The sequence below is a fragment of the Pedobacter terrae genome (assembly GCF_900100705.1).
Lineage (GTDB): Bacteria > Bacteroidota > Bacteroidia > Sphingobacteriales > Sphingobacteriaceae > Pedobacter > Pedobacter terrae.
Genome location: NZ_FNCH01000005.1, coordinates 149,839 through 168,032 on the forward strand (window position 1 = coordinate 149,839; position 18,194 = coordinate 168,032).

Sequence of the window (18,194 nt, forward strand, 5' to 3'; positions counted from 1 at the left end):
ATTAGTTGTATATTTGTATATGCTATTTGTGGTGAAAGCAACCGTAATACGGCATCTGCTGAAAAATGCAGGGGTAGCAAATCATTAAAAGCCATGTTTTAATTAACATGGCTTTATTTTTTTACTGGCAATCCACGGCGATGGCGGTACAGGTCGTTTAGCTTTTTGTTCTTGTTTGTTAAATCTTCTAGCGCCAGATTGTACCATGTTCTAATTTCCAGATCGCCCGTATTTGTCAGTTCTGCAATGACCTTTATAATGGCGTTTTTAAAGAATTTTAAATACACGTAGCTATCAAACTTGCTACCCTCATCATTTACCCAAACTTCATCAGGTGCTTTCAAAACATCTTCAACTGCTGTTAAATACTTATGTCTGTCACCATAAATATCATTGTCGGCTGTATGGCCTTGAAGCCTGTTTTTTTCTAAAATAAGTTCACGGCCTTTATAGTCTTTAAGCATCATTTTGCGTGTGCTTATTTTATGCTTGCGGTAGAAGTCCTGTATAACATCTCTGCTTTCTGCTTCTTTAAATTCAGTTTTGGCCGCGGCTTGCATTTCCTGTATCGGCTTTAAATTCCAATCATCGTAATACATCTGGCCAACATTTTTCAGTACCTTTTCAGGTGTGCTGCTGTATTGCTGACTATCTGTAAAAACCTCTTTTGTGTTTGCTCTATTGATGCCAAAACCACTTTTTTTAGCCTTCGCCCATTCTTCAGTTTCAAAATAGGCTTTAACCATGTTCTGGCTTTCTTCCAATTCTCCAGCGCTTAGTTCGCTTTCCATCACCGGAACGATGTAACAGCGGCAACCCCATCCATTAGGCGGGAAAATCTTATCCCAAACAGGATCATCCCACGCGAAAACAAGCCCGTGTAATAATCTATGTTCAGGCCGTACCCTGCTATCCTTTACCGTCAGATAGCGCCAGTATTTGAATGTTTTTCTTTGCTCCAGTAATCTGTAATAAGTGGCAGCGCTTTCGGCAACTGCATTAGCTGTATTCCATTCGGTTTGCAAATATTCTTTATTAGGCTGAACTAATACGCCGTTTTCGTAGCTGCTGAACTTCTTTTTAAGCGTTCTAAAGAAATCATCAAAGCTTTTGCTATTCCTGTATATTTCGTTCACTTCAGTAGACTGATAAGCAGCTTTGCCAGCAGAGAAACGAAACAAGTTCGTTTCCCATGCTGTATGCATTTTAGGATCAGTAATCCCGTAATCAAAACCAATATCGGTAAGCTTAACGCCTTCTTTATTTTTCCAGCCTTCTTCAAAGCCATTGATTACATTTTCTGCATTCCAGTAAAACAGATTGCTATACAAGTATGCTTTACCTTGTGCTTTGTCTATTGCTTCAGCCAAAGATTTTATATCGAACTCTTTAGGTTTAAAGCTTAAGTTAAGCGTGTGGGTTTCTCCACACTGGCAGGTTTTCGCCCCGATCATCGCTGTCGGGGCGGATTGAAAAAGCTTTACTAACATCCTTTTCCAAAAGGTAGGGCTAACGCTTAGTTCTTTTTTGTTGTTCTGTGGGGTTTTAGCTTTCTTTACTTTTGAAGGTGTAGGGGTATCGTCTTTTTCTTCAGCCTCTTTATCTTCAAAAAGTGCGTTTGCGCTATCTTGAATGGCTTTTTTTAGCTGATTGTAATTTTTAGGCCGTGGCATCCCGTATTTTTCATAAAAGAAATCATCATCAAAAGGAATCTTCAGTTCCTTTGCCATTTTAAAATGCAGATCAAATTCTTCTTTTAGGCTTAATCCGGTTCTACTCTTTAAAATGAAAGTGCCGCCTTTGGTATCAAAGCCAGCAGCCTTTAAAACAGTTATAAAACGGCTGTTTAAATTTCTTCTTACAAAATTTAAATCTGTTTCATGTTTCCTGTTATCGGAGTTCTGGTGTATTTGTGCTTGTGCGTAGCCGCTGCTTTTACTGCTGTCTGTAGTTTCGGTGCTGCCTAATAAAACCTTACTGATGTAAGCATCCATTTTGCTGATAAAACTATCCTGTAGCTGGCCGCTGGCATTACCCGTATTTTGATGGATTTCTAATTTTGTTCCATCAGGCCGGATAATCACGCCACCCCCGCCCATTTCCTGAAATGTCTTAGCCAGTTCTAATCGCTGGTTTTCATCGAATCCATCCCAAGTGGCATCAATGATACCGCGGCCAAAAATCTCAATAAATTCAGCCCAATCACTTGTAGTGCCACGTTTTAAAATAGCATACATGGCCGCGGAAAGCAGTAAGCCTAAATCATTGCTTTTGCCAAACTCCATTATTGTTTTAGCGTAAATACCCTCACGGATATTAATGCCGTCAGTACTCATAGGATCATAAGCAATCATGCCAGCTTCCGGCCTCATGTGCTTAGGTGGTACTTCGTAAAGTGAAAATTCGTTTTGTTCGTTATCATTAATAAAAAACGTAGGTTCAGCCATGCTGTAACCCCATGCTTTACTTTTGATAATTACGGTAAGTAAATCTTCGAAACCAACACAATCAATTAGTTCGTTAATTTCGTCAACGGGATTTCCGTCTCTGTCTGTAAAAATCCATTCAGCTGTAGTAATTGCTTCAACACGTTTGCCCCAAACGGCAATTACCTGACCATCTGTAGTGCTGATATCATGATACAAATCGTATAACGTCACCCTTCGCGGCGCTGATCCTTCAGCCGATCTGGTTGCGTTTCTCCAGTTGGTTAAATCGAGACTTCTACGGTTATGTGGCTGTACGCTTAAGCGGTTCATTACTGCTGGTGGTGTTGGAACTCCAGCGGTAGGCTTAATAATTCTTTTGTTTTTATTTTTCTTGTTGCTCATCTGGCTTAAGTGTTAAAAGTAATTGCCTCTTTTGGTTCTGCTGGTTACGCTGAATACGCCGCCACTAAAATCTTCTTCAGCTAACGGCCATCCTTTCGGAACGGTTCTGCCACTTTGTATTTTGCCTAATTCAGCAATAGCGGCCTTATAGCGTTTTTCAGCTATTTCAAAATCAACATTTACATTACAGATATTTATAAAGTGCCATTTGGACATATCTTTAATGTAGGTTCGAAGGTTGGCGTACTTAATTTTATCCTCACTGATGAAAATAATATCGGTGTTGAAGCGGCTTAGGTAGCCTGAAGCTTCAGCCATTGCGGTGGCAATGGCATCGTTTAGTATTTCATCATCGTTGTCGCTAATCGCATCTATACTACCTTCGTACATGTGCGTTAAAAAATCTTGTTTAGTTATAAAATCCATGTTGTTAAATTCTTCTGCTGCCTTTACGGCTTGCGTTAATGGTTTGAATATTACTGGTGTTGTTCATTGCTTTGTTGTTGACTACGAATATTGCGCCCTCTACTGCATCCGGTGCATCATCATGCGCCCTGCTGGTTGGGCTTAGTGCTAAAAATTGCCCTTCAGTATTTTTCATGTGTTGGGTTTCTTTTTCCGCTTCATTAAAAATCAATTCGCCATTTCGGTTAAGTGGTTCTAATGTGCTTTCTATCCGGTGGTATTTATCCGGCTTATCCCTATCATCAGGTTTCGGGTGTAAGGTCATGCCGTGGCGTAAATTGGCTGCTGTTATGTCCAGTTTCAACATATCATCAATCCACGGCCATTCTATATAGAAGTACACCGGAACTTCACCTTTTACATAATCCAAAATCTCATAATTCCAATCCAGCATTTGGGCTGTAGTGGTTTGGTCGCAATAGATTTTAATTACATGGTATTCGTTTTTCCAGCGCCCAACTAACATGGTGGCCTTGAAATCCCCTTTCTTTTTATAGGATGGATCAGTATAGGCAACTAAATATCTATAGTCTTTAAGCTTGCGCATTTTGCCGTATCGAAGGCTTTTAAATACGCGACCTTCAGTAACGGGGTTGTTGTAGTATTCACCTTGTATAGCCTTATAACTAAGGTTTCTCAAAGCGGTATCTATCATTTCTTCCGTGTTTTTTTGTGGCCACGTAGATTTGCCGTTTTTATCCCGAATATTTACAATCTTATAATAGTCGGCGGCTTTCATTGCCCGAACGGTGCAGCAATCTTCAGCAATAATATTTCCACACCACAGAATTAATAGGGGTACAGATATAGATCGTGTTGGGATTAAAGCCTTTTCAAACCAGTCATATTTTTGTGTGACGGTGTCGGGGTTCCGGCAATCTTCATCTGTATCAAAATCATCAACAATAATCCCGTCTGGTCTTACTTCATCATTACGGCTACCTCTGGGGCTTTGTCCTGCTCCAATGGCTCTAAATGCCACACCTTTAAGGGTGATGAATTCGCCTTCACTCCAATTGCCATAGCTTTTCTGTATGCCGTAATCAGCAATTAAACGGGCGTTGTTTTCTAAAATTGATTTATATGGCCGCAAAAGTCTTACTGCATTATCATAGCTGTTTGAGCCTAAAAACCAATTTTTCTTTTTGCCTGTTACGGATAGCTTAATAGCTGCCATCATGGCTCTGCCAGATTTTGATAATTCCCTAGCCCATGGTGTTACCTCAAACCATTCGGGGTTATTCATTATCCGCCTTGTGCTGGCTTTGTGCCAATCAGTCGGTTCAGAGGTGTAGAAATTGGCAAAGTATTCTTTAAACCAAGCTTCATCATCGGCTTCAAGTTTTTCAATGCGATTACGTTTATCTAACTCTGAATTATCCTGTCTTACTGGATTGGTTCTATTTCCATCTTCTACGAACTTATCCCAATCGAAAAGCGCGTGTTTTTCGGCTGACGTCAAAATCATCGCAGTAGTGATTTAATAAATATGTCAGCCCATTTCGTGATAATTTTAGCTTCTTCAGCATTTTCAGGCCGTACGAATCTTATCAAATCCATACAGGCGGCAATAATTTCTGGCTTGCTTGCGGTGACTTCCAAAGCTTTAATGTCATTTACCAGCATACGGCGAACTAGAGCTGTTTTGTGGTCGGCAAACCTTGCGCCTTCCTTTTGGCCTTTAATCACTTCCTGAATCTCTGTTAACTCATCCAGTAAATCGCTCATGCGTTCTTCCCTCGTTAAAAGGAAGTTTTTTTTAAGGCTAGCCCATTTGCCTTCTGTAACCCATTTGCTGATAGTGTTGCCACTGGTTCCTACACGTTCAGCCAGGGCTTTTTGATTGGTGATGTTTTCGTGTAGGTACAGTACTTTGGCGTGCTCCTTAAGCCGTTCCAGTTCCTCTTTTGTAAGTCGTTTTTTTGCCATAACACTTCAAAAATGCACGCTATATATAGGCTAAAAAAACTGGGTTGCGCTATCACGTCACCTATTGCCGCAATAACGTAAACATGGCGCTGTGATGCTGCAAACCGATTTTTTTGCCTGTTTTTGTAGAAGTACGTTTGTGCCAACAAAAAGAAAAAGCGGCAAATGAAAAGAGCAAGCAAGCGTATTATTCTTACCAGTGAAAATGTTAACCGCCACGGCTTTCGTGTACTAACTGATGGGATTGATTTAACGCAATTTGAAAACAACCCCGTGATGTTGTGGATGCACAATAGGGCGTGGGGTAATAAGGAAAACGATATCCTGCCTTTAGGTAATGTAGTTGAACTTAAAAGGGAAACTGATCCGGTATTAGGAAAGATTATAACTGGTTTGCCTGTCTTTGATGATACTGATGATTTTGCTATGCGTATTTGCAATAAATACGAAAACGGAACTATCCGCATGGCATCAGTAGGATTAAACCCGACCGAATGGAGTGAAGACCCCGAATTGCTACTGCAAGGCCAAAGAGCGGCCACACTAACAAAATCTATTCTGGAAGAATTAAGCCTTTGCGATATCGGTAGCAATGATAACGCTTTGCAGATAGCCCTTTATGATGATAATCATAAACTGGTTCAACTTTCATTTGAAGGCGAAAACGCCACCGTGCCACTAATTAAACACCCACTTATAACATTAGAAATGAACAAAATTGAATTAACATCTGCTAAAGCAGCAGTACTGTTGGGCTTAAAGGAAATTGGCACTACAGATGAATTTGAAACGAAGGTAGCGGAAGTTGTGCAGCTGGCGCAAAACCAAAAAACCCAAATCGAAACCTTAACCCGTGAAAAATCGGAGTTGCAGAAAAAAGTCGATGATGAAGCGGCTATTCAGCTAACTGTAAAAATTGAAACCTTAGTTCAGGGGGCTGTTGAGAGCCGCAAAATTACTGCTGACGAAAAGCCGCTATATGTTGAGTTGGCAACGGCAAATTATGGCAATGTAGAAAAGTTGCTTAACGCTAAAAGCGGTACGCCTACAGCCGCGGAAATCCTGAAAAACAAAGAAGGTGAAACGGTAAACCTTTACGCTGGTAAAACATGGGATCAGCTGGACAGAGAAGGGCTTTTGGTAAAGCTAAAAGCTGCTGATTTCTCCCTGTTTAAATCTCTTTTCAAAACTGAATTTAACAAAGAATACAAAGGCTAAGCCGCTTTTGGTTTAGCTGGATTTACAAACAACAAAAACTTAAAAAACCATTAATAAAATAAAAAATGAAAAACTTAAAATTAAAACCTTTAAACCTGCTTTACAATGTTCTGGTATTTGCAGTATTGTTTGCCTTCATGCAAATCAATTTACTTTATGCCGTTCCTGCTGGCCTTATTACTGGTTTCGCGTTAGGGTTTTGCAAACCAAAATTAGTTGCTCTTTTTATGGCGGTTCAGGTTGAAATCTGGGAAAAGGATATTGAATCAAACCTGAAGCAAGATAACATGTTTCTTTCCACATTTAAGCAAGCGGAAAAGGCGAATATACAAGGCCGTACCGTTCATATCCCACAAGCTGGAAAAGGTGGAAACGTGGTTAAGAATAGAACTCAATTACCTGCTGAAGTTAAAAGACGTACGGATACGGTAGTAAGTTATCAAATCAATGAGTTTACCAGTGATCCGATGTTAATCACCAACGCTGAAGATGCAGAACTTTCATATGACAAACGTTCTGACGTTTTAGAAGATGAGCGTAGAAACTTAGCTGAAGATGTTGCTGAAGATGTATTACAGTCAATCGTTCACGCACAAGTTGGCGTAAGTGCTGATCTGCCAGCATCGTCAATCATTGTAACCAGCGGCGCTGATGTGCAAGCTACTGCTATGGATGCTACAGGAACACGTAAAGCGTATGCTTTAGGTAATCTACAGACCGCCAGAACATTTTTTATTAAGCAAAAGATGTGGACAGAAGGCAGAATGTTTGCTTTGTTGTCGGCTGAAGCTGCTGCACAAATCTTTCCAGCTGATAGCTTAATCGCTGCCACTTACATGGCTTCGGTATCTGAAGCTGAAAGACGTGCTGGAGTGATGTACAAAGCTTACGGATTTACCATCATGGTACGTTCAACCGTTTACACTCTTACTGGTGCTGGAGCATTCAAGCCGTTCGGCGCTGAAGGTGCTGCAACTGATTGCGAAGGTATTGTATTCTACAATGGTAACGCGGTTGAGTTCGCTATGGGAGATGTTGAGTTTTTCGCTAACGAGAAAGAAGCAACCTTTTACGGTGATGTGTATTCGTTCTTAGTGCGTTGTGGCGCAAGGGCTAGAAGGGCTGCTTACGAAGGTATTTTAATCTTCAAACAGGGCGCTTAAAAATAAAGGTTAATCAATCTAATAGCGGGGCGGCTTAGTGCCACCCGCTTAACCTAAAAAATCCAATGAAGTTTTTAAATAAGATGCTTGCTACGTTCGATTATCATAGCTGGCCAGAATTTGGACAAAGTTTGTTGCCATCTTCAAAATACGGGTGGACGGTGCTAAGTGCTGGTTTTAGCCTTTCAGTATTCCCGTTCGTAGATAGGGTTTTCGGGTTGGATGCCTATGCGTTCGCTGTCTTAATCCTGGTCTTTATTGCGGAATTGACTAGCGGCCTGATTGCTGCCAGTATTCGTAAGGAAGCAATTAGCAGCATGAAGCTAAGCCGCTTTTCCTTTAAGGTTTTTTATTATCTGGTGCTGATCGCGTTGCCTTACGTAATGGCTGAAAGCTTCAAATCGCATGGAAGAACGGCGGCTGCTTTTATGTTCGATTGGCTGCATTTGTTTTTACTGGCTCAAATCATTCTCGAAAACGTAGTAAGTATTCTTGAAAACTTAGCCGTGATCAGCGGTAAGGATAAAACGCACTGGATCGCAAAAATTCAACAAAAATTCAACAATCTAATATCATGAACAGAGCAGAAAAAATAATCTCCATAGCTAAAAGCTACATTGGCATAAAAGAAAAAACAGGTAACAAAGGTTTCTGGAATGCAGCCTTTGAAAAGTTAATGATTGCGGTAGGCTGGTATGTTGGTGCTGCATGGTGTGCCTTCTTTACAAAAAACGCTTACCTGCAAGCATATTCCGATAACAAAGCCTTCGTTGCTGTGATTAAAAATTGTTTCACTGGTGGCGCTGTTGACACCTTTAACCGTGTGAAAGCAAACGGCACATTCGCGACCGGATCAACCCCCAAAAATGGCGCTATAGTTGTTTTTAGGATGGGTAATACTTCGCGTGGTCATCACGGAATTGTAGTTAATTCTGCTTATGCCACTAACACCATGCAAACGGTCGAAGGTAATACCAATTCTGCTGGCAGTCGTGAAGGTGATACGGTAGCAATTAAGCTTAGAACAATCACCCGCGACTTTAAAGCTGATGGCCTGAATGTCGTTGGATATATCTATCCATTTGAAGTATAGCCATGAAAGATATGCAAGTTAAATGCTGGCAATTATTAGCCTTTCTTGTTTTCGGCCTATTGGCGCTATCTAGTTGCAGGGTTCGGGAAAAAAGCCTAAGCACGCAAATATCAAACTCTTTACTTGTGGATAGTAATAGCCTGCATTATAGCAAGGCAAAGCTTGTAACCTCTTTTTACGGCGATGTGCTTACAGGTACTTATAATCCCGATAGTTTGGATGCTGATAGCGCTGTTTTTGAAAGTGCCGGAATAAAGGTCACGTTTAAAAAAAGGGCAAAAGGCAAAGGTTTTGATTTCGCGGCCAAAGCTAAGCCCGTGGCGCGATCAGAGTTGACGGCGTTAGACAGCAATACAACAAAGGTTAACAAACAACAGCATTCAAGTTTTAACCAGCAAAGTGATTTAAAAGTTAAATCCCCCCAATGGGCAAAGTGGCTACCCTTAATATTTATAGTGGCAATTATTTTACTGGTTTATTGGGCTTACAAAAAGTTTATATGAAAAAAGAATATTTAGAAAGAGCCAAAGAGTTCTTTGAGAAAAACACTGAAACAAAAGCGGTTTATTTCACCAGTGACGGCAATATGTTCAAGGCTGAACACTACGCTTCAAACTGGTCGGTTGGTTTAGCTGATAAGGCTGTTACGCCAGTAACAAGGGCTTCAATCCTGATATCAGAAACCATAACAAAAGCCTTAGCAAACAAAGCAGCTGCTGGCTTGAATGGCGACACTGAAGTTCAGAATCCAGTTGTTCCGGCAAGTGATGTTCAAAACCCGATTGCTCCAGTAATTGAGGTTCAGGATCCGATTGTTCCAGTGGCTCCAAAATCTGAATTATCAGAAGTTGATGAAAAAGCCGAATTGGTTAAGCGCTATATCGAATTATACGATACAAAGCCAAATCACCTTACTGGTATCGAAAAATTAAAATTAAAAATCGCAGAGAAAGAAGCTGAATTAAGATTAGCTGAAGGCGCTGGCAAATAACCCAATCAATCAATTTAAAAAAAAAGCCTCTAATGTCATTTTAAAGGCTTTTAAAACCCATTTAAAACACAAGTAAAAACAATATGGCAACTACTTATTCACATGGTTTAAAAGTTGACGGCGTACTTATCGGCGCTATTGCTAATGATGGCGGTGCAGGCACCGTATTAACCAGTCCGGGCAAAGTTAGAGAGGACACAATTAACGTAAATCCTGTAACCAACACCGATACAGAATTTTTTGCACAAGGTGAAACCAGCCCTGCAATTATCGTTACTAAAAAAGGCGTTAAAGAAGGTCAGTTTGATTTATTGACTTTTGATCCTGAAGTTATTGCAGATTTAACAGGTGGTACTACTACTGGTGTTGGCGCGAACATGCTTTATCATGAATCTAACGAGCCAACGGATGTGCGCAAAACTTTGAAATTCATTGATTCGCAGGGTAACGAATGGCTTTACCCACACGTAAAACTTAACGCTGATTTAGTAGGGATGTTCCGTACTGGTGATGTGAACGTAGTTCGTGTTCAGTTTAAAGTTTTAGCGCCAACTAAGGCAGGTGTAGCGCCTTTTACTTACGGTAAACCAGCAGCATAATGAATGATGTAGCTATCGAACTCGAAGCAGCCGATACGCTATTAGACAGCGGCGTTCCATTTCCAATACGAGCGCCGCTGTTTTTGCGAATATTCGGCAAAAAAACAGTTATCCTGATGCTTCATAATCCTTTCTTAGATACAGCCGTTAGGGCTGGCCGGATATATCTTCAGGTTCAACAAATGGGCATTGAGGTTGACACTGTTACTGAAGCGATTAAACTACGCGAAAAATCAGCGGTGCTAGTTTCCAGAATAGTAGCATTAATTGTGTTAAGAAGCCCGTTGATGGGGTGGCTATTTGGCCGCTTATTGGCTCGCTACTTAAGGAGAAATGCAAAAGAGAAAACACTTTACAATATATCCAGAGTGATCGTAAGTAGCGGCATTTCGGATTTTTTGAATACTATCAGATTGACCAGTCACCTACGGATGACGAAACCGAATCTGAGTCCGATGGAAAAGAGGAGTTAAAGGCCACTGGCCTAAATAGCCTTTCAGGTATAATTTTCATGATAGCGGAAAAAACCGGATGGACTGAAAAATATATCATGCAAAAAGTAACATGGGAAAGTTTACGCCGAATGCTGGCCGATGCTCCAGCCATGAAAAAAGTCAAACCAAAACCAAAAGTAATGGAAGGCGATGAACTCGCTAAAATCTTAGGAATGTAACCAATGAACAACGATTTAGAATTAGGTATTGATTTTGTTTTTAACACGCCTGAAGCGGAAGCTGAATCTAAGCGTATAGAAACCAGCATTAGCAGCATTGGCAAATCCGCTGATGGTGCTGCTGCTAAATTAAAAAGCAGCGTTAGTAAACTTGCAGCACCGACTAAAGAGCAAATTGGTTTAATGGAGCGGCTAAAGATTAAGCTGGCCGAATATCAGGAAAAAGCAAACAAAGCCACAAGTGTAAGGAGTATTGAACTTGCGAACGCGCAAATACAGGAATTTCAACAGGAAATTGCCCGTTTAACTAACGTGGGTAAGGCTGGCTTTGATGATTTGGGCAGAAATATCACCAAGTCATTTGAGCGGCCTACTGGCGAACTTAACAGGGCAAAAGAAGCCTTAAAGCTTTACCAAAGGTATGCGGGCGAAACATTCAACCCGCAACTGTTGGCGAAGTATAACGCGAAGATTGAACAAACCACCGCAAAAATCAAACAGCTTAAAAGTTTAGGCACCAGCGTTGATGTTTCGGGCGGTTCTTCGCCTCGAACATTAGGCCGTAAAGAAACACTTCAGGAACTGGCAAAAAGCTATGTCGCTAAAGCCAATGGTTCGAACGACTTAACGGAAATCGCACGTTATAACAAGAAATTAGAAGAAACCCGTGCGGAAATCGAAAAAACATCAAACGCTGGTAAGACTGGTTTTGATGAATTTGGTAATTCAATCGCTGAAAGTGGTGGTAATCTGTTGACCAAAGTTTTTCCTGCTTTAAATAAAGTAGCAATGATATTGCCAGGCATTGGCGTTGCTGGTTTATTGGCCTTTGCCATTGATCCTATTATGGAATATCTTTCTGCCTTGTGGGAGGGTAAAGACGCGTTGGATACTTTAAAGATTTCCGCGGAAAACCTTAATGATGTAAGGAAGAAATCATCTGAAGCATTATATACGGAGCAAAGCAATTTACAGGTTCTTTTGGATGTAGCCAGAAATGAAAATGTATCTAAGGATTTAAGGGCTGAAGCTTTAAGAAAAATCAACCGGATATCCCCTGAATACTTAGGTAATATCACTTTAGAAACTATCAAAACTAAAGAAGCAACAGCAGCTATTAATTTGTACGTAGATGCCTTGAAAAGGCAGTCTGTTGAAAAAGCGATATCCGATAAAAGACAGGATTTAGTTAAGTCTCGTATTGACCTAAAGCAGGATTATGAAGATGCCACCGAAAAAGTTAACAGCTTAGCTGATCAGGTAAAAAACCAGCGGTTCAAAAATAAAGCATCAGATGAAGAAACGGCTGTTGAGGCAAAATACAGAGAGGCTAAAGATGCTTTGCAGAAACAATACGGAAAAGATAAATCTATCCTTAAGCAAATAGATGATTTGGATGCTTTTGCTAAAAAGCAATATGAAAACTTTAGTAAGAAGCCTATTAAGTCAGGCCGAAAAGATAAAGGCTATTTTCAACAGATTGTTGATGATGCGCAATTTCAATTAGACAATCTGGATAAATCTAATGCCGATTTCAAAACTAAGAAAGCCGCTTTAGAAGTGAAAATAAAGGAGACCAGTAAGGAAATAGAAGACTTTGAAATTAAAGAGGATAAGCCGAAAAAGGAAAAAAAGGCTAAATCAGAAACGGGGATCATTAACCAGCAACGTTCGTTACAACAAAAAATAACTGATGTAAATAACGAATATGCCAGAAAAGCAAAAACTGGTGATGAAGCCGAACTGCAAGCGGTTAGGGATAAGTTCGCGAAACTTTCAAAAGAAATCGAGGCGTTCAATGCTAATCCAAAAAACAAGTATAAAGTTGACTATTCAGAATTAGCAACTACCATGCGGAATGCTATTGATGATTTGAGGTATAAAATAGATACCGAAAAAGCTACGATAGCTTACGAAAAGCAAAAGCAGCTATTTGAAGATTACGAAAACTATAAAACCAATTTCGGTAAACAGGCCGCTGATAAGCGTTTCGGTACTGAAGTAAAAAGCAGCGCTGATCTGTTGAAGCAAAAGCAAGCGGAATACGTAAAGTTAGCTTTGAAATCCGCTGTTGGCGGGGGCTTAACTGGTGGTGAGCAATCACGTATGGATAATGGCGAAAAGCAAATCAAAGAATTACAGGCAGTTGAGGCTAAACGCTATCAGGATGCTTACAATGCGGCCTTGACGTATAATCAAAAGGTAGAACGTATAAACGAAGAATATCGCGGTAAAGCTGCTGATTTAGGTAAGAATATTACAGATGATCAGAAAAAAGTTCTAAACGAGCAAAGGGATAATGCCATAAATGCGGCAAAAGATGAAGCCTTAACCAAAACCGCCATTTATAAAAAGATGGCACAAGAAACTTTAGAACTCACTAAAAAAGAGGCTAAAGATCAGGTTGGTGTATTAAAAAAATTGCTGGCAGATGGATCAGTTACAGGCGATATTAAAACCCGAATTGAAAAGGAGGTAAATAGCCTCGAAGTGTTCTTAAAAGTTGGTGTTGATGCCGCAAATTTAAACATCCTAAAGGATAAGCTTAAAGGTAAAGTAGAAGAACTCAATGCTAGTGATGGTGCCGGAAACAGCCTGCTTTCACCTAATGAGACTAAGCGAATACTTAAAGATATAGCCACTATTCAGGCAAAGATAAAAAGCATTGATACCAACGGTAATGGTGTGGTTAGTTGGGGTGATAAGGTATCTAAAAACTTTGAATATCTAAAAGGTGATGCCGCAAGCGTTGCAGGTGGTGTATCTAAAGATTTAGGCGCGGTGTCTGGATCGTTCGGCCAGCTTTCTGAAGCTGTTGGAGGTGTGAACACTGAAACTGGTTATACGCTTGATACAATAGGTAGGCTGGCTGCTGTTGGTTCTGATGCTGCTGGTGCATTTGCAAGCTTTGCCAGTGGTGATATAGTTGGCGGCGTTACCAAAGCTATCAGCGCTGTTGCTGGCCTTTTCTCAATAGGGAAAAAGGTTAAAGAAATGAATGCAGCCGCCCGTAAAGAGGTTGAAGATTTTTATATCAATGCAATAGCTGGAGAACGTGAATATCAGGATTTATTAAAAGAACGCCAATTGCAAACCGTTCGTAACAATAAAGCCGCTTTACAGGGTATTCGTGATGAATTGGCATTAAGAAAATCGCAGGATGCAGAATATGCAAAGGAATCCGCGGAAATCATGGCAAAGCTTCAGGGGCAATCTTTTATTCAAAGTGAAAGCTATACGCACGGTACATGGTTTAGAAAAGCGAAAGTTGAAAAAACGTATAGCAGCCTTCAGGGTATGAATTTCGAACAGCTTAGTTCGTTACTGGCGCAAGGCAAATTAGAAGGTGAAGCTAAGGCATTAGTTGAGCGGTTAAAAGAACTGGAGCAAAAGGGTTTTGATGCACAGCAAGCGCTTGCTGATCTGGCTAAGGAAACGCAAGAAATATTTACTGGTACAACTAGAGACAGTTTAACTGATACGCTTTTAGATATGTTTAAATCTGGTAAAACAGGCGTTCAGGATTTAGCTGACTTTTTTAAGAAAACGATGGATGGTGCGGCCTTATCGATATTCAAAAATAAAGTGCTTTCTGATCTGATGAATAAGTTTTATGATGAGTTTGCTAAAAAGGCCGAAAGCGGTGATGAACTTACAAACGCTGAAACTGAAGAATTGCAAAAGCTTTTTACCTCATTGACTGATGAAGCTAAAACTAAATTCGAACAGTTCAAAAAAGTAGCTGGCTCTGATCTGGGTTCGTTAGGTGGAGATACCGGATTAACGGGGCAAATTACCAAGTCAATTACTGAACAAACTGGTTCGGAATTAGTAGGGTTGCAACGCTCCATGTATGACATTACAAAACAAGGCGTAGTAGTGGCAAAGGATAGCTTAGCATCAATCAAACAGCAAACGCTATATCAATACCAGATTGAGATAAATACGCGGGAAACGGCCACGCAAGTTAAAAATGCGGTTTCGGAATTGAAAACCATAAACAGCAATATGAAGGGTTCTGGTTCTACAGCATACGATAGGGGGTTTATATGAAAAACTACTATTTAAATGGTAAGAATCTAAAAACTGCCTACGGTATTACCGCCCTTCAGGCCGAAGGAAGTAATCTTGCTATTTCGGGTGCATGGGATTTTCCGGTACGTACGGGCAAATGCTTCCATGATTGGGGCGATGATGATGGAATAGAACCTTATGTGTCTCCTGAAGAAATACGCTTTGCAGGGCGTGATATCGTTTTCGTTGGCATGGTGTCAGCCGCTAACGAGAAAGAAGCGCTGGTAAGCTGTTATAAGCTTTACGATGATATTGGCGGGTTTAATTCCTTAGTTCCTTTTGAAGCTGAAGGGTTAGGCCAGTGGATGGTTTTGATTAAGTCCGAAATAAAGGCTGAATACGTGGGTTCAGGTCACTGCAAAATCACCATTACATTACGTGAGCCTGTTTGTGATTTATCTGGAGCGATGCCAACTAATAAACCCGAATATAATGCAGTTGCAGATCACTTGAATAATCCGATCTATATCAATAACCAGTCTTTGCAAATAGGCTCAATTAATTTCGATGGGTACGGTATTGATGGTATAATGTTTCGCCACTTAGGTTTGATCATATTGGCGTTTACAGGCCATTTCGGAAGGCCAGCGCCAAAAGATGGTGAATACACTTCTTATCAAAATGAAGGCTTTAAGATAACCCGCCACGGCGCAAGGGAAATAACAATGAAAGCTTTGATTGTTCAGCCCGATTATCAGTCTTTTAAAACGGCTTTAAAAGGCTTTTATAAACTTTTTTCAAAAGAGGGCTTACGATACATCACAAAGGAAAATGATTTTTTGCGTGACTTCTTTGTGAAAGATGGCTTTGCGGTCAGTAATGTAAATATCGAAGCTAAAAGGGTTGTGGCTACTTTAGAAATGAAGCTTACTGAAGCTAAAGCGTGGCAAAACTGGAGCATCTTAACTGATGCTAATAACAATGGAATAGTAACTGAATTAGGAAATATTATAATAACATAAAAATGGAAACTCCACAAAGATTTTGGCAAGGAATGACGAAAGCGGCTAACGTTAGTGCGCTTGATAAAATTATGATCGGCATTAATGCTGATGGATCAACAAAGTACGGAGACATTAACCAACTAGCCAATTTAATTAGTGCTGTTGGCGGTGCTTCATTTAAAGGAAATATTACCCCTGCATCTAGTCCGGTTGTTTCTCAAACGCCCGTTTTTTATGTCGCTACAAAAGGCGTTTATGCGAATTTTGGCGGCAAAGAAGTAACTGGTGCAGCTGCGATAATTGGTCAGGTTGGTAATGAGTTTACGGTAACTAATTTCGATGTTGATTTATCTGATTTGGCTAAAAAAACAGCTTTATTACCTGACTTCATAACTAGTAAAGAAATTGCATTTAATGCAAAAGAGGTGAATATTTTACAGGCAATTAAACAATTAAGTATTCAGCCCATTTCTGATGAAAAAGAGCATGACTGGATTGTGTTACTGGTAACTACCCAGCCATCAACACCAGGGCTAGAATACAACTATCATTACAGCATAATAATAAGAAATAAAACGGCTGGCGCGAATTGGGATATTGTTAAGCATGTAGCTAATTTGGATGATATAAACGGGGTTAAATATTATAGCGGTGAAATTTATTATCCTTACGCTAACGGTGTATTAAAATACAGTGTAGCCATTGATTGGGCATTACTGCCATCTAATTTTGAGTTTAATTCAAATGAATCAAAAATTTCTATAAAAACGGGAACACAGGATTCGTATGCTGACTTGTTAAATGTTTTGGCGTTGGATAAAATTCCTTTATACCTAAAAGAAAAAGCTAAATCCGATTATTCGAAGGATGCGCTTAAGGTTATAAGAGCGCTGTCAATTTGCGACATAACGGTAAATCCCGCCTCTCAAAATGATGACTGGAGGTTGTCACTTATTGCGACTAACACAACAGCGCCGTTAGATAATGCATATAATTTTACCATTCAGATCAAAAATGTAACCAGTGGAGAAGTTTTTAATGTGGTTCAGTACTTGCAGCCAATGGTGAACATTATGAATGTGCAAGGTCAAAACACTTATCAAGGGCGTTGTTTGGGTAGTAATGGAGTTAATTACATTGATTATAATGTTGCGGTAAACTGGCTAATTTTAGGTGCATATTTTCAATATTATCCGGGTTTTTCTGAATTAAAATTAAATGTTGGAAATCTAACAAGTGTATCAGGGGTAAGATCAGGCTATTATGAAAGTAACATCAGGTTTCCTCAATCCAAAATAAATAAAGAATTAGTAGGAGTTTTCGGAAATTCAATAGTTGAGAAAACATTTGATATCTACGAAGCGATAATGAAAAACGGTGGATTTTGGAAAAACAATGCAATTAGTTCTAGTTGCGCCCGTAAAGCTGATCCTACCGTAGATAAAAAACTCCCTTGGCCGATAGTATTAAGGAGTATGGGGCATACAATTGCTGAAAAGGTTTATATTCTTGAACATTGGGATGCGGACTATAGGTCAAATTGCACGCTTAATCCTCCAATGAGAGCTGATTTTGAGGCTTCAACAATTGTTGCGGGTATGACTGATGCGCAATTTTACATAAACTGCAGTTACGAAAATGTATTGATACCTTACCTAGATGGTAGAAAGCCATTGCTGAACAGGTTTATTTTTAATCATGGATTTAACGATGAGAAGCCTTTTTTTGACTTTGAAACGGAATTAGCGTTTATTAGTCAGCCAAATGATCCCTTTGATCTTTCGACTTATCAAGGGGCTATGAATTTTTATATATCAAAAATTTTGGAAGCAAACCCGTATGCAAGAATTGGTTTACTAGGTCATTATGAAAATCAGTTAAGACCACGCGTTTCAAAAGGGCAACTAGCTTTGGCAGAACATTGGGGAATCCCTATTTTAAAGACGTGGGAAAAAACAGGGTGGTCACAAAACAGGATACCTGGAACGCAAAAGTATTGGAATGATCCGACTTCAGGACGAATCCCATTTAAAGATTTAGATGGAACTGATTCTACAAAGGATTTTACCGTTTTAAATTGGTGGTTGCCCGACAATATTCACCCAGCCACTTCGGCTCAAGCGCAATATTTGCTAAGAGACATTTACGCAGATTGGTTGAGTAATCTTTATTAAAATGGAACTTAAGATAAAAAGGAAAGGCAATATTGTTGCT

16 protein-coding genes are annotated in these 18,194 nt (G+C 39.9%); 12 read left to right on the forward strand and 4 right to left on the reverse strand.

What is annotated here, in order from left to right; genetic code table 11:
* Window positions 1-113 precede the first annotated feature (113 nt).
* The 4 genes from BLR60_RS08605 to BLR60_RS08620 are packed head-to-tail and all read right to left on the reverse strand — an operon-like array spanning window position 114 to window position 5,225.
* A complete protein-coding gene (locus tag BLR60_RS08605) occupies window positions 114-2,831 on the reverse strand; it encodes a phage portal protein family protein (protein WP_090498800.1) in 2,718 nt (905 codons plus the stop codon).
* A gap of 12 nt (window positions 2,832-2,843) precedes the next feature.
* Window positions 2,844-3,257: a hypothetical protein gene (locus BLR60_RS08610; protein ID WP_090498801.1), complete on the reverse strand. Its 414-nt coding sequence runs from the start codon at window positions 3,255-3,257 to the stop codon at window positions 2,844-2,846.
* Between the two features lie 4 nt (window positions 3,258-3,261).
* Window positions 3,262-4,764: a hypothetical protein gene (locus tag BLR60_RS08615; protein ID WP_090498803.1), complete on the reverse strand. Its 1,503-nt coding sequence runs from the start codon at window positions 4,762-4,764 to the stop codon at window positions 3,262-3,264.
* Window positions 4,761-5,225, reverse strand: coding sequence for a hypothetical protein (locus tag BLR60_RS08620; protein ID WP_090498805.1), 465 nt, complete (start codon window positions 5,223-5,225; stop codon window positions 4,761-4,763). Before BLR60_RS08620 ends, BLR60_RS08615 begins: the two co-directional genes overlap by 4 nt.
* A 165-nt stretch (window positions 5,226-5,390) precedes the next feature.
* Here BLR60_RS08620 and BLR60_RS08625 point away from each other — a divergent pair, with 165 nt between their 5' ends.
* The 12 genes from BLR60_RS08625 to BLR60_RS08675 all read left to right on the forward strand — a co-directional run bounded on the left by BLR60_RS08625 (window position 5,391) and on the right by BLR60_RS08675 (window position 18,154).
* Complete coding sequence (locus BLR60_RS08625) at window positions 5,391-6,443, forward strand: hypothetical protein (RefSeq protein WP_090498807.1); 1,053 nt, start codon at window positions 5,391-5,393, stop codon at window positions 6,441-6,443.
* 65 nt (window positions 6,444-6,508) lie between these two features.
* On the forward strand, window positions 6,509-7,606 hold the full coding sequence (locus tag BLR60_RS08630; protein ID WP_208600603.1) for a hypothetical protein: 1,098 nt from the start codon (window positions 6,509-6,511) through the stop codon (window positions 7,604-7,606).
* A gap of 65 nt (window positions 7,607-7,671) precedes the next feature.
* Window positions 7,672-8,184 carry a phage holin family protein gene (locus BLR60_RS08635; protein ID WP_090498809.1) on the forward strand — a complete coding sequence of 171 codons (513 nt, stop codon included), beginning with the start codon at window positions 7,672-7,674 and terminating at the stop codon, window positions 8,182-8,184.
* On the forward strand, window positions 8,181-8,699 hold the full coding sequence (locus tag BLR60_RS08640) for a CHAP domain-containing protein (RefSeq protein WP_090498811.1): 519 nt from the start codon (window positions 8,181-8,183) through the stop codon (window positions 8,697-8,699). Before BLR60_RS08635 ends, BLR60_RS08640 begins: the two co-directional genes overlap by 4 nt.
* A gap of 125 nt (window positions 8,700-8,824) precedes the next feature.
* Complete coding sequence (locus BLR60_RS08645) at window positions 8,825-9,202, forward strand: hypothetical protein (protein WP_143009046.1); 378 nt, start codon at window positions 8,825-8,827, stop codon at window positions 9,200-9,202.
* Complete coding sequence (locus BLR60_RS08650; RefSeq protein ID WP_090498814.1) at window positions 9,199-9,690, forward strand: hypothetical protein; 492 nt, start codon at window positions 9,199-9,201, stop codon at window positions 9,688-9,690. The genes BLR60_RS08645 and BLR60_RS08650 overlap by 4 nt, the downstream gene beginning before the upstream one ends.
* Window positions 9,691-9,773: 83 nt before the next feature.
* Entirely contained in the window at window positions 9,774-10,289 is a 516-nt protein-coding gene (locus BLR60_RS08655; RefSeq protein ID WP_090498815.1) for a hypothetical protein, read from the forward strand.
* The gene (locus BLR60_RS08660; protein WP_090498817.1) at window positions 10,289-10,762 is read left to right on the forward strand and encodes a hypothetical protein; all 474 of its coding nucleotides are present in this window, start codon (window positions 10,289-10,291) and stop codon (window positions 10,760-10,762) included. The genes BLR60_RS08655 and BLR60_RS08660 overlap by 1 nt, the downstream gene beginning before the upstream one ends.
* Before the next feature lie 38 nt (window positions 10,763-10,800).
* Window positions 10,801-10,962 (forward strand): hypothetical protein, encoded by a 162-nt coding sequence (locus BLR60_RS24825; RefSeq protein WP_167354706.1) that lies wholly within the window; start codon window positions 10,801-10,803, stop codon window positions 10,960-10,962.
* A 3-nt stretch (window positions 10,963-10,965) separates the two neighbouring features.
* Window positions 10,966-15,015 (forward strand): hypothetical protein, encoded by a 4,050-nt coding sequence (locus tag BLR60_RS08665; RefSeq protein WP_090498819.1) that lies wholly within the window; start codon window positions 10,966-10,968, stop codon window positions 15,013-15,015.
* Complete coding sequence (locus tag BLR60_RS08670) at window positions 15,012-15,998, forward strand: hypothetical protein (protein WP_090498821.1); 987 nt, start codon at window positions 15,012-15,014, stop codon at window positions 15,996-15,998. Before BLR60_RS08665 ends, BLR60_RS08670 begins: the two co-directional genes overlap by 4 nt.
* 2 nt (window positions 15,999-16,000) lie before the next feature.
* A complete protein-coding gene (locus BLR60_RS08675) occupies window positions 16,001-18,154 on the forward strand; it encodes a hypothetical protein (protein ID WP_090498822.1) in 2,154 nt (717 codons plus the stop codon).
* The last annotated feature ends 40 nt before the right edge of the window (window positions 18,155-18,194 follow it).

Bases quoted from the DNA above. Each gene is read 5' to 3' on its own strand.
- BLR60_RS08605 (WP_090498800.1), bottom strand. From the start codon at position 2,831: ATGAGCAACAAGAAAAATAAAAACAAAAGAATTATTAAGCCTACCGCT.
- BLR60_RS08610 (WP_090498801.1), bottom strand. From the start codon at position 3,257: ATGGATTTTATAACTAAACAAGATTTTTTAACGCACATGTACGAAGGT.
- BLR60_RS08615 (WP_090498803.1), bottom strand. From the start codon at position 4,764: ATGATTTTGACGTCAGCCGAAAAACACGCGCTTTTCGATTGGGATAAG.
- BLR60_RS08620 (WP_090498805.1), bottom strand. From the start codon at position 5,225: ATGGCAAAAAAACGACTTACAAAAGAGGAACTGGAACGGCTTAAGGAG.
- BLR60_RS08625 (WP_090498807.1), top strand. From the start codon at position 5,391: ATGAAAAGAGCAAGCAAGCGTATTATTCTTACCAGTGAAAATGTTAAC.
- BLR60_RS08630 (WP_208600603.1), top strand. From the start codon at position 6,509: ATGAAAAACTTAAAATTAAAACCTTTAAACCTGCTTTACAATGTTCTG.
- BLR60_RS08635 (WP_090498809.1), top strand. From the start codon at position 7,672: ATGAAGTTTTTAAATAAGATGCTTGCTACGTTCGATTATCATAGCTGG.
- BLR60_RS08640 (WP_090498811.1), top strand. From the start codon at position 8,181: ATGAACAGAGCAGAAAAAATAATCTCCATAGCTAAAAGCTACATTGGC.
- BLR60_RS08650 (WP_090498814.1), top strand. From the start codon at position 9,199: ATGAAAAAAGAATATTTAGAAAGAGCCAAAGAGTTCTTTGAGAAAAAC.
- BLR60_RS08655 (WP_090498815.1), top strand. From the start codon at position 9,774: ATGGCAACTACTTATTCACATGGTTTAAAAGTTGACGGCGTACTTATC.
- BLR60_RS08660 (WP_090498817.1), top strand. From the start codon at position 10,289: ATGAATGATGTAGCTATCGAACTCGAAGCAGCCGATACGCTATTAGAC.
- BLR60_RS24825 (WP_167354706.1), top strand. From the start codon at position 10,801: ATGATAGCGGAAAAAACCGGATGGACTGAAAAATATATCATGCAAAAA.
- BLR60_RS08665 (WP_090498819.1), top strand. From the start codon at position 10,966: ATGAACAACGATTTAGAATTAGGTATTGATTTTGTTTTTAACACGCCT.
- BLR60_RS08670 (WP_090498821.1), top strand. From the start codon at position 15,012: ATGAAAAACTACTATTTAAATGGTAAGAATCTAAAAACTGCCTACGGT.
- BLR60_RS08675 (WP_090498822.1), top strand. From the start codon at position 16,001: ATGGAAACTCCACAAAGATTTTGGCAAGGAATGACGAAAGCGGCTAAC.